The sequence below is a fragment of the Blastococcus sp. PRF04-17 genome, from assembly GCF_023016265.1.
GTDB lineage: Bacteria > Actinomycetota > Actinomycetes > Mycobacteriales > Geodermatophilaceae > Blastococcus_B.
On sequence record NZ_CP095412.1, the window covers coordinates 3,974,157 to 3,988,926 of the forward strand.

Sequence of the window (14,770 nt, forward strand, 5' to 3'; positions counted from 1 at the left end):
CCCCGCCGCTCGCACGCTCGCGGCGGGCCCCTGCAGCGGGGCCGATAAGGTCCGTCCCGTGCGCGACCTCTCCTCGATAATCAAGGCCTACGACGTCCGTGGCGTCGTCCCCGACGAGTGGGACGAGGACACCAGCCGCGCGATCGGCGCGGCCTTCGCCGAGTTCGTCCGCGCCGACAGCGGGGCCACCTCGGTGGTCACCGCGCACGACATGCGCGACTCGTCCATCCCGCTGTCGCGGGCGTTCGCCGAGGGCGTGATCAGCCGCGGCGTCGACGTCGTGGAGGCCGGCCTCGGCTCGACCGACCTGCTGTACTTCGCGGCCGGCTCGCTGCAGCTGCCGGGCGCCATGTTCACCGCGAGCCACAACCCGGCGCAGTACAACGGCATCAAGATGTGCCGGGCCGGGGCCGCGCCGATCGGGCAGGACTCCGGTCTGGCCGCGATCCGCGAGGCCGCCGAGCGCAACTCCTACGACCGGGCGCCGGACCGGGTCGGCGAGGTCACCTCCCGCGACGTCCTCGCCGAGTACGCCGCCCACCTCCGCTCGCTGGTCGACCTGTCGACCATCCGCCCGCTCAAGGTCGTCGTCGACGCGGGCAACGGCATGGGCGGGCACACCGTGCCGGTCGTGCTGGCGGGCCTCCCGCTGGAGATCGTGCCGCTGTACTTCGAGCTCGACGGCACGTTCCCCAACCACGAGGCCAATCCGCTCGACCCGGCCAACCTGGTCGATCTGCAGGCGGCCGTCACCCGCCACGGCGCCGACATCGGTCTGGCCTTCGACGGCGACGCCGACCGCGTGTTCGTCGTCGACGAGACCGGCGCCCCGGTGAGTCCGTCGGCGGTCACCGCCCTGGTCGCCGTCCGCGAGCTCGCCAAGGGGCGCGGCAACGTGATCATCCACAACCTGATCACCTCCCGGGCGGTGCCCGAGATCGTGCGCGAGCACGGCGGGGAGCCGGTCCGCACGCGGGTCGGCCACTCGTTCATCAAGGCCGAGATGGCGCGTACCGACGCCGTCTTCGGCGGCGAGCACTCCGCGCACTACTACTTCCGGGACTTCTGGCGGGCCGACACCGGCATGCTGGCCGCGATGCACGTGCTCGCGGCACTGGGCGAGCAGGGCCGCCCCCTCTCCGAGCTGACCGCGGCATACAGCCGCTACGCCGCCTCGGGTGAGATCAACTCCACCGTGGCGGACGCGAAGGCGAGCTCGGCCACGGTCCGCGACGCGTTCGCGGAGCAGGACGGCGTCACGGTGGACGAGCTCGACGGGCTGACCGTCGACCTGCCCGACGGCTCGTGGTTCAACCTGCGGGCCAGCAACACCGAGCCGCTGCTGCGGCTCAACGTCGAGGCGCCCGACGAGGCGCGGATGATCGAGCTACGGGACCAGGTCCTGGGAATGGTGCGCGCATGACCGAGGGCACGACGCACGCGAGCGGGCCGTTGGGCCTGGATCCCCAGCTGCTGGCCATCCTGGCGTGTCCCGACACGCACCACAGCCCGTTGACCGTCGACGAGGCCGCGGGCGAGCTGCTCTGCACCACCTGCGACCGCGCCTTCCCGGTCCGCGACGGCATCCCCGTACTGCTGCTGGACGAGGCGCGGCACAGGTCGGCATGACCGGGCCCGAGTTCGCCGAGGAGGTCCTCGACGACCTCGACCTGCTGCGTGCGCGAGACCCCCGCGGGCTGCTGCCCGCCGTCGCGGGCGCCGGCGCCCAGGTGCGGGAGACGGCACGGCTGACCGAGGAGGCCGGGCTCGGACGCGTCACCGACGGCGGCCGGCCGCGCGGCCTGGTCATCGTGGCCCGCCGTGAGGGGGCGGTGGCGGCGTCCGTGCTGCGGGCGCTGCTCGGGCCGTCGAGCCCGGTCACCGTGGACGTCGTCCCCGGTCCGAGCCTCCCGGTGTGGACCGGGCCCAGCGACATCGCCGTCGTCGCCACGCGCACGGGCGCGGGGCAGTACGCCGTGGCCCCCGCCTACGAGGCGGCCCGCCGCGGCGTGACCCTCCTGGGCATCGGCGCCGACGACGCCCCGCTGCGGGCGGCCTGCTCGACCGCCCGAGCCCCCTACGTCGCGCTGCCCCGGACCAGGGTCCGGCACACGACCCTCTGGTCGCTGCTGACCCCCATGCTCCTGCTGGCCACCGACCTCGGCCTGCTGCCCCGGGGCACGGCGGACCCGGAGGCCGTCGCCGGGGCGCTGGACGAGATCGCCGGCGAGTGCGGCCCGGCGCAGGAGTCGTTCGTCAACCCGGCGAAGACCCTGGGGCTGGAACTGCTCGACGCGCTGCCGGTGATCGCGGCGGAGGGGCCACTGGCCGGGACGGCGGCCACCCGGATCGAGGACCAGCTCGCCACCCTCGCCGGGCTGCCCGTGGCCGGCTTCCGGCTGCCCGACCAGCGGGTCGCCGCGTGCTCCGTGCTGGGCGGCCCGCTCGCCCCCCGGGACGCCGACGACTTCTTCCGCGACCGGGCCGACGACGAGGGTCGCCGCCTCCGGCTGCTGACCATCCGTGATCCCGAGGCCGGCGCGAACGACGGCGCGGAGGAGCGGGAGCCGCGCTCCGCGGGGGCGGCCGTCGACGAGGTGCTGCGCACCGCGGCGGCCCACAACGTCCCCGTGAGCGGGCTGGCCGAGCACGGCGACCCGCTGCGGTACGCCCGGCTGCCCCGCCTGGCCCGCCAGCTGGCGGTCGCCGACTTCACCGCGGTCTACCTCGCGCTGGCCCTGGACAACGAGCGCGCCATCTCGCCATGACCCACCCCGCCCCGACGCACCCCGACACGACGGGGCGTTGGAGACGCCGTGAGCGGGTACTGCCGCCGCCGAGCGTCGGGCACCGCAGCACCTGACCGACCAGCGACGCCGAAGACAGCACGCGGGTGCTGACCGATCGAGAGGACCCCTTGTGGCCGGCGGACTCGTAGCCCTCCTCGACGACGTGGCCGTGCTCGCGCGCGCCGCCGCCGCCTCCATCGACGACATCGGTGCGGCGGCGGGGCGGGCCAGCGTGAAGGCCGCCGGTGTCGTCGTCGACGACACCGCCGTCACGCCGCAGTACGTGCAGGGGCTCGCCGCGGAGCGCGAGCTGCCGATCATCCGGCGCATCGCGCTGGGCTCGCTCCGCAACAAGCTGCTGATCATCCTGCCGGCCATCCTGCTGCTCAGTCAGTTCCTGCCGTGGCTGCTCACGCCGATCCTGATGCTCGGGGGCGCCTACCTCTGCTACGAGGGCGCGGAGAAGATCTGGCACCGGATCAGCGGGCATCAGGAGAGCCATGCCTCGGTGGAGGAGGCGCTGCCGGACGAGAAGTCGATCGTGTCCGGGGCCGTGCGGACCGACTTCATCCTGTCCGCCGAGATCATGGTCATCTCGCTCAACGAGGTGGCACGCGAGGGATTCGTGTCGCGGGCGGCGATCCTCGCGGTCGTCGCGATCGGGATCACCGTCCTCGTGTACGGCGTCGTCGGGCTGATCGTGAAAATGGACGACGTGGGGCTGGCGCTGTCGCAGCGGGACGGCAAGCGCGTGGCCCGGTTCGGCCGGGGGCTGGTCAGGGCCATGCCCCGGCTGCTGTCGGCGCTCACGGTGATCGGCACCGTCGCGATGCTGTGGGTCGGTGGCCACATCCTGCTGGTGGGCAGCCACGAGCTGGGCCTGCATGCCGTCTACGACGTCGTGCACCACCTCGAGGAGGCCGCGCACGAGGCCACCGGTGCCCTCGGCGGAGTGGTGGGCTGGCTGGTCAACACGGCCGGCAGCGCCGTGCTCGGTCTCGTGGTCGGCGCGCTGGTCGTGGTGGTCATGAACCTCACCGTCCACCGCCGGAAGGCAGGGTCGGCGGCGTCCCACTGATCAAGGACCCCGTCCTCCTCACGCCGCGCAGGCTCGGCGCGAGCCTCGGGACGGGGCCGGGCGAGTTGGGGGACAGTGGGGACATGCACTCGCGGGAGACCGACCGCACCTACCTGTCGCCGGAGCGCCGGCGGGCCGACCGCGCGCGACTGGAGAGCGAGGTCGTCGACGTCCTCGTCATCGGCGGCGGGGTCACCGGCGCCGGTGCGGCGCTGGACGCGGCGAGCCGCGGGCTGACCGTCGCACTGGTGGAGGCGCGCGACTGGGCCTCGGGTACGTCGAGCCGCTCGAGCAAGCTGATCCACGGCGGCCTGCGCTACCTGGAGCAGTTCGCCTTCCCCTGGTCCACGAGGCGCTCTCCGAGCGCGCCCGGCTGGTGCGGACCATCGCGCCGCACCTGGTCACGCCACTGCCGTTCCTGCTGCCACTGACCAGGAAGGTGTGGCAGCGGGCCTACTTCGGTGCCGGTGTCGCCCTCTACGACGTGCTCGGCGCGGCGTTCACCCGCGGCCGGGACATCCCCCGGCACCGGCACCTGTCCCGCAGGGCGACGCTCGAGGCCTTCCCGGGGCTGCGCAGCGACCTCGTCCGCGGTGCCATCCGGTACTGGGACGCGCAGGTGGACGACGCCCGGCACACCCTCGCGGTGGTGCGCACTGCCGCCGGCTACGGGGCCCGCGTGCTCTCCAGCGCGCGGGTGGTCGGGCTGCTGCGGGACGGCGACGGGGCGGGCGGGGACGACATGGCGCCGGTCGTCGGTGCGCACGTCGCCGACCTGACCGACGGGACGGCGTTCACCGTCCGCGCGCGCAGCGTCATCGCCGCGACCGGCGTCTGGAGCGACGACATCGGGGAGATGCTCGGCGTCGCCGCGCCCAGCCTGCGGGTGCGCGCGTCGAAGGGCGTGCACCTCGTGCTGCCGCGTTCGGCCATCGACGGCGCCGACCTCGACGCGGCCGGCGGCCCCCAGGCGGGACTCATCCTGCGGACGCCGACGAGCGTGCTGTTCGTCATCCCGTGGGGCGAGCGGTGGATCGTCGGCACCACCGACACCCCCTGGAAGCTGGACCGCGACCACCCCGCGGCCAGCAGCGCCGACATCGACTACCTGCTGGGCCAGCTCAACGCGGTGCTGACCCGGCCGGTCTCGGTCGACGACTGCCTGGGTGTCTACGCCGGGCTGCGGCCGCTCCTGGCCGGCGAGTCCGACGAGACCAGCCGCCTCTCGCGCGAGCACGCGGTGGTCACCCCCGTCCCGGGTCTGGTGCTCGTCGCCGGCGGGAAGTACACGACCTACCGGGTCATGGCCGAGGACGCCGTCGACGCCGCCGTCGTCGGCCTGCCCGGTGTCGCGTCGTCCCGGACGAAGCTGCTCCCGCTGGTGGGCGCTCAGCGCTGGGAGGAGGTCCGCGACCGCGCCGCCGAGCTCGCCGGGTCCTCCGGGCTCGCCGTGGACACCGTCCAGCGCCTGCTGCGCCGGCACGGCGACCAGATCGCCGACGTCCTCGGGCTCATCCGTTCGGATCCGTCGCTGGCCCGGCCGCTGACGGGGGCGCCGCACCACCTGGCGGCCGAGGTCGTGCACGCGGTCACCGCGGAAGGCGCCCTGCACCTGGACGACGTCCTGACCCGGCGGACGCGGATCTCGATCGAGACCGCCCACCGGGGCGTGGAGTCCGCGCCCGAGGTGGCCGACCTCATGGCCGCCGTCCTGGGGTGGGATGACGAGCGCCGGCGGCGGGAGGTCGAGCACTACGACGCCCGGGTCGAGGCAGAACGGGAGTCGCAGCGGATGCCCGACGACCACACGGCCGACGCCGCGCGGCTCGGTGCCCCCGATGTGCGGGCCGCGGTGTGACGGGGGAGCAGCAGAGGGACCGCTGATGCGCGGCGGCGCTCCTGGCGGGTCCCGGCCATTACGCTGACGCCGATGTGGCTGCTGCAGAACACCGTGCGTCATTACCCGTGGGGCTCGCACACCGTGATCCCGGAGCTCCTCGGTGAGCCCGCTCCCGCCGACAAGCCCTACGCGGAACTGTGGATGGGGGCGCACCCCGACGCGTCCAGCGTGCTCTCCACCGGGATGGCGCTGAACAAGGCCATCGAGGAGGCGCCGGAGGCGCTGATCGGTCCGGAGGTCCGCGACCGGTTCGGGGACCGGCTGCCCTTCCTGATGAAGGTGCTGGCCGCGGAGCAGCCGCTGTCGCTGCAGGCCCATCCGACGCCCGAGCAGGCGCAGGCCGGATTCGCCGCCGAGGAGGCGGCGGGGGTGCCGCGCAACGACCCGACGCGGACCTTCAAGGACCCGTTCCACAAGCCCGAGCTCCTGCTCGCACTGACCACCTTCGAGGCCCTCTGCGGGTTCCGGCCCGTGGAGGAGTCGCTGCACTGCCTGGCCAAGCTCCAGGTCCCCGAGCTGAAGCCGACGATCGCGGCCCTGGCCCGCGGCGGGCTGCGGGCCGCGATCCCGCAGCTGCTGGCCCTGTCGGCCGAGCGCCGCGAGGAGCTCGTCAAGGCGGTGGCCGCCAAGGCGGCCACGTTCGTGGCGGCGCACGACCCCGAGTTCATCAACACCTACCGGTGGGCGGCCTCGCTGGCCGAGACCTACCCCGGGGACCCGGGCGTGGTCATCTCCCTGATGTGCAACCACCTCAAGCTCGCGCCCGGCGAGGCGGTCTTCCTGCCCGCGGGCAACCTGCACGCCTACCTCAGCGGGGCCGGGGTCGAGGTGATGGCCAGCTCGGACAACGTGCTGCGCGGGGGGCTCACCGGCAAGCACGTCGATCTGGCCGCCCTCATCGAGGTGCTCGACTTCTCCGACGGCCGGGTTCCGGTCATCCACCCGGTGCTGGGCCCCGGTGGTCTGCGCTACCCGGTGCCGGTCGAGGACTTCGACCTCACGCGCGTGCAGCTCGACGGCCAGTCCGGGACGCTGACCACCCGCGGACCGCAGGTGCTGCTCTGCACCGAGGGCACCGCGGTCCTCAGCTCCGCCGACGGTGAGCTCACCCTGGAGCAGGGCTGCTCGGCGTTCGTCCCCGCCGGTACTCCGGTCACCGCCAGCGGCCCCGCCGTCCTCTACCGGGCCACCACCAACCTCAACTGAGAAAGGACCCCCTTCTCCCCACCCCTCGCAGGCTCGGGGCGGTGCCCTGAAGGGGGCCTGGCGTGGTGGCTTCATAACGGTGAGGTCACGACGTATCATGGATCCGGCACGAGCCCCGCCGAAGCCTCGGCATGCTCGCTCGAATCCGCAGACCGCCGATCCTCGGCCCCGCCGCGCGCTGCGCAGCCGCCGGCCGACACGGCTGAACCGCCCTCTGGAGCGACATGACCGCCAGCACTGGCACCCGTCCCCTGACCACGCCCACCGGCGAAGCTGACTTCAAGGTCGCCGACCTCTCCCTCGCCGGCTTCGGCCGCAAGGAGATGCAGCTCGCCGAGCACGAGATGCCCGGCCTCATGGCGCTGCGAGCCGAGTACGGCGACGCCCAGCCTCTCGCCGGCGCGCGCATCGCCGGCTCGCTGCACATGACGGTGCAGACCGCCGTCCTCATCGAGACCCTGACCGCGTTGGGCGCCGACGTGCGCTGGGTCAGCTGCAACATCTTCTCCACGCAGGACCACGCCGCCGCCGCGGTCGTCGTCGGCGACGGCACACCCGAGCAGCCGGCCGGGGTCCCGGTCTTCGCCTGGAAGGGCGAGACGCTGGAGGAGTACTGGTGGTGCACCCAGCGCCTGTTCGAGTTCCGGGACGAGAACGGCGAGGTCGTCGGCCCGAACATGCTGCTGGACGACGGCGGTGACGCCACGCTCCTCGTGCACCTGGGCACCCGCTTCGAGGCCGACGGTGTCGTCCCCGACACGACCGAGGCCGACTCCGAGGAGTACGGCGTCATCCTCGACGTCCTGCGCGGCACCATCGGTCAGGACGGCGGGGCCGAGGACAAGGGCTACTGGACCCGCATCGGCCAGGGCATCAAGGGCGTCACCGAGGAGACCACGACCGGCGTCATGCGGCTCTACGAGCTCGCCCGTGACGGCCGCCTGCTCTTCCCGGCGATCAACGTCAACGACTCGGTCACCAAGAGCAAGTTCGACAACCTCTACGGCTGCCGCCACTCGCTGATCGACGGCATCAACCGCGCCACCGACGTCATGATCGGCGGCAAGGTCGCCGTCGTCTGCGGCTACGGCGACGTCGGCAAGGGCTGCGCCGAGTCGCTGCGCGGCCAGGGCGCCCGGGTCATCGTGACCGAGATCGACCCGATCAACGCGCTGCAGGCCGCCATGCACGGCTACGAGGTGACCACGCTGGACGAGGTGATCGGCAAGGCCGACATCATCATCACCACGACCGGCAACAAGGACATCATCACCGCCGAGCAGCTGGCCTCGACCAAGCACCAGGCGATCATCGGCAACATCGGCCACTTCGACAACGAGATCGACATGGCCGGCCTGGCGAAGACCCCGGGCGTCGTGAAGACGAACATCAAGCCGCAGGTCGACGAGTGGCGGTTCGAGGACGGCCACACGATCATCGTGCTCTCCGAGGGTCGGCTGCTGAACCTGGGCAACGCCACCGGGCACCCCAGCTTCGTCATGAGCGCCTCGTTCTCCAACCAGGTCCTGGCCCAGATCGAGCTGTGGACCAACCGCTCGGCGTACGAGGGCAAGGAGCCCACGGTCACCGTGCTCCCGAAGAAGCTCGACGAGCACGTGGCCCGGCTGCACCTCGACGCCCTCGGCGTGAAGCTCACGACGCTCACCAAGGTGCAGGCCGACTACATCGGCGTGCCCGTCGAGGGCCCCTACAAGAGCGACCACTACCGCTACTGAGAAAGGACCACCCTCCTCCCCACGCCTCGCTCCGCTCGGCGCGGGCCCCTGGAGGGTGGCCGTTCCAGACACTCGCGTAGCGGCTCACCCCGACGGGGTGGGCCGCTTTCGCGCTGAACAGCGCAGAATGGTCGTCGTGCCACCCACCGCGCCTTCGAACGGTCCCAGCCGCGGCCGTGTCCTCGTCGTCGACGACGACGCCGCCCTCGCCGAGATGCTCGGCATCGTGCTGCGGCGCGAGGGCTACGAACCCGCGTTCGTCTCCGACGGCAACCGTGCGGTCGGCGTCTTCCAGCAGACCCGGCCCGACCTGGTGCTGCTCGACCTGATGCTGCCGGGCCGCAACGGCCTGCAGATCTGCCAGGACATCCGCACGCAGTCGACCGTGCCCATCGTGATGCTCACGGCCAAGGGCGACACCATCGACGTCGTCCAGGGCCTGGAGGCCGGCGCCGACGACTACGTGACCAAGCCGTTCAAGCCCGTCGAGCTCGTCGCGCGCGTGCGAGCCCAGCTCCGCCGGGGCGAGACGGGGCAGGCCGAGAACCTGAGCATCGGCGACGTCCAGATCGACGTGCCGGCACACCAGGTCACCCGGGACGGCGCGCCGATCGCACTCACCCCCTGGAGTTCGACCTGCTGGTGGCGCTGGCCCGCAAGCCGCGCCAGGTCTTCACCCGGGAGCTCCTCCTCGAGCAGGTGTGGGGCTACCGGCACGCCGCCGACACCCGCCTGGTCAACGTCCACGTGCAGCGCCTGCGCGCCAAGATCGAGCGCGACCCGGAGAAGCCCGAGGTCGTGCTGACCGTGCGCGGCGTGGGCTACAAGGCCGGCCCGCCGTGAGCGCGAGCCGCCCGTCGTGACTCGCACGTCGCCCCCCGAGACCACGGTGGGGGCGCCCGGCCCACCCGCGCCCGTGCCACGTCCCCGGCGCGTCGGCGAGCTGGCCCGCGTGCGGCGTGGTCTGCGGCGTCGAGCCGTCCGGGCGCGGCGGAAGGTCCGGTCCGTCCTCCAGCGCACCGGCGGACAGGCGCTCCAGGCCTGGCGCTCCTCGCTGCAGGTGCGCATCGGCGCCATCACCATGCTCGTCGCCGGCACCGTGGTGATCATCGTGAGCCTGGTCCTCTTCAGCCAGATCAAGGACCAGCTGCTCACGGTCAAGGAGAAGGCGGCGGTCGCGCAGACGCAGGCGGGTGTCTCCTACGCCACGACCCAGGTGACCGGCATCGCCGCCGGCGACGCCGCCAGCGTGCGCACCACCCTCGAGCGCACGGTGCGGGAGCTGAAGCGCCGCGCGGGCGCCGCTGGCGACTTCGACCTCGTCATGGTGCACCGCACCGGTGACCGGGAGCGCACCGCACCCAACCCCAGCCTCATCTTCGACACGCTGCCGCCCGACCTGCGGGCCGACATCGCCGCGGGCGGGCAGGCGATGAAGTACTGGCCGGTCCCGAACGACCGGCGGCAGCTGCAGCCGACCCTGCTGGTCGGGGCTGCCGTGCCCAGCGACACCGCCGGCACCCAGCAGATCGAGCTCTACTACGCGTTCCCACTCGACCAGGAGCAGGAGAGCCTGGCGGGCATCCGCAGCACCGTCATCATCAGCGGCATCGCGCTCACGCTCTTCGTGGTCGGCATCGGCGTGCTGGTGACGCGGCTGGTCGTGGACCCGGTGCGCCGCGCCGCCGGCACGGCGCAACAGCTGGCCGAGGGGCAGCTGGAACAGCGCATGACGGTGCGCGGGGAGGACGACCTCGCCCGCCTGGCGACCAGCTTCAACGCGATGGCCGACAGCCTGCAGCGGCAGATCACCCAACTGGAGGGGCTGTCCCAGTTGCAGCAGCGGTTCACCTCCGACGTCTCGCACGAGCTGCGCACGCCGCTGACCACGGTCCAGATGGCCGCCGACGTGCTGCACGAGGCCCGGGGCGACTTCCCGCCGCACGTGGCCCGCTCGGCGGAGCTGCTGCGGGCGGAGCTGGACCGCTTCGAGTCGCTGCTGACCGACCTGCTGGAGATCAGCCGGTACGACGCCGGTGCCGCCGTCCTCGACTCCGAGCCGACCGACCTCGGCGCGCTCGTCGCCCGGGTGGTGGCGGGCATGTACGGGCTGGCGGAGCGCCACGGGACCGAGCTCGCGGTCAACCGCCCCGACGAGGAGATCATCGCCGAGGTCGACGCCCGTCGGGTGGAGCGGATCCTGCGCAACCTCGTCGGCAACGCCATCGAGCACGGTGCCGGGCACCCGGTCGAGATCACCCTGGCCGCGAACCGGACGGCGGCGGCCGTCACGGTGCGCGACCTCGGAGTGGGCCTGTCCTCGGCCGATGCCCAGCACGTCTTCGACCGCTTCTGGCGGGCCGACCCGTCCCGGGTCCGCACGGTGGGGGGCAGCGGCCTGGGTCTGTCGATCAGCCTCGAGGACGCGCGGCTGCACGGCGGCTGGCTGCAGGTGTGGGGCCAGCCCGGCGCGGGCGCGCAGTTCCGGCTGACCCTTCCGCTCACCGCCGGCGGCGACCTCACCAGCTCTCCGCTGCCCCTGCGCCCCGCCGTGATCCGCCGTCCCGGGGGTGTGGCGTGACCGTCCGACGAGGATGGGCGGTCGTCGTCCACGTCCTCGTCCTCGTGCTCGCACTGTCCGCCTGCTCCACCGTGCCGAGCACGTCGCCGACGATGCAGATCACCCAGATGCCCACCCGGGCTGCCGACGAGGTCGGCATCGAGCCGCTGCCGCCCGAGCCAGGGGCGACGCCCGAGGAGGTGGTGCGGTCGTTCATCGACGCGGCGGCGAGCACGCGCCAGGGCCACCGCGTGGCCGCGGAGCACCTGACGCCGGAGGCGCAGGGGACCTGGAACGACGAGTCCGGGATCACCGTCATCAGCCCGGGGTACGCGACCGTCACCACTGCGGCCGGTTCGGTCCGGGTCACCGGGAACCGGGTCGGCACCGTCGACCCGCGCGGCGTGTTCACCGTCGCCGGCCCCGGTGTGTTCACCCGAGACTTCGCGCTGGAGCAGGTGGAGGAGGAGTGGCGGATCAGCGATCCGCCCGATGGGCTGATCATCCTCGAGCCGGACTTCGTCCGGCTCTACGACCGGTTGTCCGCGTTCTTCCTCGACCCCACCGACCAGCGGCTGGTACCCGACCCGCGGCACCTCGTCGTGGGCGAGGCGCAGCCGACCGCGCTGGTGCAGCGGCTGCTGGACGGGCCGTCGCCCGCGCTGGCCGCGGGGGTGCGCAATCCGCTCACCGGTGTCCAGCTGGAGCGGGCGGTGACCGTCGAGGGGAATTCCGCGGTGGTCGACCTGACCGGGATCAGCCCGGACCCGTCGACGCGGCTGTCGCAGGTCGCCGCGCAGCTGGTGTGGACGCTGGACCAACTGGACTCGCCGCGGATCAACTCGGTGGAGATCCGCATCGACGGCGAGCCCGTCGACATCGAGGGCGTCCCGGACCGTCAGACGGTCGAGGACTGGCCGAACGTCGACCCCGAGTCCGTCCCCGTCGACGCGGTCGGCCACTACATCAGCGGCGGTGCCCTGCACACCGTCACCCGGGGCGAGCCCGCCCCGGGACCGGCCGGATCGGGCGCGTACGCCCTGTCCAGCGCGGCGGTGGCGAGCGATCCCCGGAGCGGCGAACTCGCCTTCCTCGCCGGCGTCCGGGCCACCCCCTCGGGCGCCACGCTGTTCGCCGGGCGCTACGCCGGGGAGCTCGCCCCCGTCCTCGCCGGCGGCTCGTTGTCCGCCCCGACCGTCGCCGCCACGCGCATGGAGGCCTGGGTGGTGCGCGACGGCACGTCGATCGTCCGCGTCCAGTTCGGCGGTGACCCACAGGGGGTCAGTGCTCCGACGCTGCCCCGCCTCGGCCCGGCGGAGGCCCTGGAGCTCTCGCCGGACGGCGTCCGTGCCGCGCTGGTCGTCCAGGGCCCCGGCGGCCCGACGCTGTACGTCGGCACCGTGGTCCGGTCCGAGAACGGCGGTGTGGCGCTGCCCGACCTGCGGCAGATCGCTCCCGACCTCTCGCGGGTCGTCGACGTGGCCTGGCGGGACGGCGGGACGCTGCTGGTGCTGGCCGGAGACGCCGGCGACGACCGGATCGTCCCCTACGAGCTCGGTGTCGACGGCTGGGGCCTGACCGACGTGCCCACGGCGGGGCTGCCGAGCCAGCCGACGTCCATCGGGGCGGCGCCGACCCGGCAGCCGCTGGTGAACGCCGGCTCGACGATCTGGCAGCTGGCCGGCGGCACCTGGGTGACGTTGGTCCGCGGCCGGGAGCCACTGCCCGGAACGGCGCCGTTCTACCCGCTCTGAGCGCGTCCACAGGAGAAGGACTCCGTCCACCTCCCGCCTCGCGAGCTCGGCGCGAGCCTCGGGACGGGGCCATAGTGGCGCGATGGCCACGTCCTCCTTCCTCGGGGAGCTGGCCGACCTCGTGCTGCCCCGGACCTGTGCCGGGTGCGCGCGCCCGGGCGCGGTGCTCTGCCGCCGATGCGCCGGACTGCTCGCCCGGCCGCATCTCGCCGCGCCGCGCCGCTTCCCCGAGGGTTTCCCCCCGACCGTGGCGGCGGGCGCCTACGCCGGCCCGGTGCGTTCCGCCGTCCTGGCGTTCAAGGAGCACGGCCGGGCCGAGCTCGCCGGTCCGCTGGGCACCGCGCTCGCGCTGAGCGTGGCCGCGGTGACCCGCGCCGTCCCCGGGCGCCGGCCCGTCGTCCTGGTGCCCGTGCCGAGTTCGCGGGCAGCCCTGCGGACCCGCGGCCGGGACCACGTGCGGGAGCTGGCCCGCGTGGCCGAGCGCGAGCTGCGCGCCGAGGGGCTGGCGGTCACGACCGGCCGGCTGCTCGGCCGCCGCGGGCGGGTGCGTGACTCGGCCGGGCTGTCGGCCGTCCAGCGCCGGGCCAACCTGGCCGGCACCTTCCACCTGGCCGGTCCGCCGTCGGAGGGGGCGCTGCTCGTGCTGCTGGACGACGTCGTGAGCAGCGGCGCGACGCTCACCGAGGCGGCCGCCGCGCTCGCGGCGGCGACACGCCCGGGCGACCCGCCTGTCCTCGCCGCCGTGGTCGCCGCGACGCCACGGGCGCCCGCCGACGCGACTTCAGGACGCGACCTGCGGGTTGTCCCGAAGCGGTCCGAGATCGTCCTCCCCCGCACCTCGATCGACTGTCGGGACCCCGGCGGAGGGACTAGCGTCGAAGCGACTACAACCGGTCTACCGGGAGGTCACATGGAGATCGTGGTCCGTGGTCGCAACGTCGAGGTGCCGGAGCACTACCGACAGCACGTGGAGGACAAGGTCGGTCAGCTCGAACGGTTCGACGGCAAGCTGAAGATGCTCCGGATGGACGTGGAACTGTTCCACGAGAAGAACCCCCGACAGTCGGCCCACTGCCAGCGCGTGGAGATCACGCTGCGCGGCAAGGGCCCCGTGATCCGGGCCGAGGCGGCCGGCGGGGACTTCTACGCGGCCCTCGACCTGGCCTGCCAGAAGCTCGACAACCGGCTGCGCCGCGCCGCCGACCGGCGCCGGGTGCACCACGGCCGGCGGACCCCCGCCAGCGTGCGGCTCACCGGTAACACCGCCGTCGACACCGGGGCGGCCGACGCCCTCGCACTCGACCGGCAGCTCGCCGAAGGCCCGCACGTCACCGATCTCGACGAGCACCTGCCCGGCCGGATCGTGCGCGAGAAGCACCATCCGGCCACCCCCATGACGGTCGACCAGGCGCTCCACGAGATGGAGCTGGTCGGCCACGACTTCTATCTCTTCCAGTGCGCCGACACCGGCCGGCCGACGGTGGTCTACCGCCGGCACGCCTACGACTACGGGCTCATCCGCCTGGTCGAGGTGCCGCAGAACGGCGCCGCCGGCGCCCAGGCACGCCCGGCCGAGCCTCAGGCCGCCACCACCCGCTGAGCCCGGGCGGGAGGGCGCGCGCCGTCCGTCCTTCGGCAGCAGCGCCCTCCCGCACCGCGCCGTGCGCCGGTCCGGGCCCCCTGTGCAGGGGCCCGGGCATCCAGGGGCCCTCCGCCCGGTGCGGCCCTGCGCAGGGTCCCGCCATGA

General features: G+C 73.5%; 12 protein-coding genes and 1 pseudogene. All 13 read left to right on the forward strand.

The genetic code is table 11. The annotated features are described in order from the left end of the window. Window positions 1-58: 58 nt before the first annotated feature. The 13 genes and pseudogenes from MVA48_RS20210 to hpf all read left to right on the forward strand — a co-directional run bounded on the left by MVA48_RS20210 (window position 59) and on the right by hpf (window position 14,623). Window positions 59-1,423: a phosphomannomutase/phosphoglucomutase gene (locus MVA48_RS20210; RefSeq protein WP_246982903.1), complete on the forward strand. Its 1,365-nt coding sequence runs from the start codon at window positions 59-61 to the stop codon at window positions 1,421-1,423. Next, window positions 1,420-1,629: a Trm112 family protein gene (locus MVA48_RS20215; protein WP_246982904.1), complete on the forward strand. Its 210-nt coding sequence runs from the start codon at window positions 1,420-1,422 to the stop codon at window positions 1,627-1,629. The genes MVA48_RS20210 and MVA48_RS20215 overlap by 4 nt, the downstream gene beginning before the upstream one ends. After that, window positions 1,626-2,768, forward strand: coding sequence for an SIS domain-containing protein (locus MVA48_RS20220; protein WP_246982905.1), 1,143 nt, complete (start codon window positions 1,626-1,628; stop codon window positions 2,766-2,768). The genes MVA48_RS20215 and MVA48_RS20220 overlap by 4 nt, the downstream gene beginning before the upstream one ends. Before the next feature lie 151 nt (window positions 2,769-2,919). Next, window positions 2,920-3,867: a DUF808 domain-containing protein gene (locus MVA48_RS20225; protein ID WP_246982909.1), complete on the forward strand. Its 948-nt coding sequence runs from the start codon at window positions 2,920-2,922 to the stop codon at window positions 3,865-3,867. A gap of 83 nt (window positions 3,868-3,950) precedes the next feature. Further along, window positions 3,951-4,298, forward strand: coding sequence for an FAD-dependent oxidoreductase (locus MVA48_RS24345; RefSeq protein WP_371821164.1), 348 nt, complete (start codon window positions 3,951-3,953; stop codon window positions 4,296-4,298). Next, window positions 4,208-5,725: a glycerol-3-phosphate dehydrogenase/oxidase gene (locus MVA48_RS20235; RefSeq protein WP_371821262.1), complete on the forward strand. Its 1,518-nt coding sequence runs from the start codon at window positions 4,208-4,210 to the stop codon at window positions 5,723-5,725. Before MVA48_RS24345 ends, MVA48_RS20235 begins: the two co-directional genes overlap by 91 nt. Before the next feature lie 72 nt (window positions 5,726-5,797). Next, on the forward strand, window positions 5,798-6,973 hold the full coding sequence (gene manA, locus MVA48_RS20240) for a mannose-6-phosphate isomerase, class I (RefSeq protein WP_246982910.1): 1,176 nt from the start codon (window positions 5,798-5,800) through the stop codon (window positions 6,971-6,973). Between the two features lie 224 nt (window positions 6,974-7,197). After that, complete coding sequence (gene ahcY, locus MVA48_RS20245; protein WP_246982911.1) at window positions 7,198-8,709, forward strand: adenosylhomocysteinase; 1,512 nt, start codon at window positions 7,198-7,200, stop codon at window positions 8,707-8,709. 214 nt (window positions 8,710-8,923) lie between these two features. Next, window positions 8,924-9,157, forward strand: a pseudogene (locus MVA48_RS24555) (response regulator); the annotation flags it as partial. 194 nt (window positions 9,158-9,351) lie between these two features. Continuing rightward, window positions 9,352-9,552: a winged helix-turn-helix domain-containing protein gene (locus MVA48_RS24560; RefSeq protein WP_441300202.1), complete on the forward strand. Its 201-nt coding sequence runs from the start codon at window positions 9,352-9,354 to the stop codon at window positions 9,550-9,552. Between the two features lie 73 nt (window positions 9,553-9,625). Continuing rightward, on the forward strand, window positions 9,626-11,290 hold the full coding sequence (gene mtrB, locus MVA48_RS20255) for an MtrAB system histidine kinase MtrB (RefSeq protein ID WP_246982912.1): 1,665 nt from the start codon (window positions 9,626-9,628) through the stop codon (window positions 11,288-11,290). Further along, window positions 11,287-13,023: an LpqB family beta-propeller domain-containing protein gene (locus MVA48_RS20260; RefSeq protein ID WP_246982913.1), complete on the forward strand. Its 1,737-nt coding sequence runs from the start codon at window positions 11,287-11,289 to the stop codon at window positions 13,021-13,023. Before mtrB ends, MVA48_RS20260 begins: the two co-directional genes overlap by 4 nt. 82 nt (window positions 13,024-13,105) lie before the next feature. Beyond that, window positions 13,106-14,623 (forward strand): ribosome hibernation-promoting factor, HPF/YfiA family, encoded by a 1,518-nt coding sequence (gene hpf / locus MVA48_RS20265; protein ID WP_246982914.1) that lies wholly within the window; start codon window positions 13,106-13,108, stop codon window positions 14,621-14,623. Window positions 14,624-14,770: the final 147 nt, after the last annotated feature.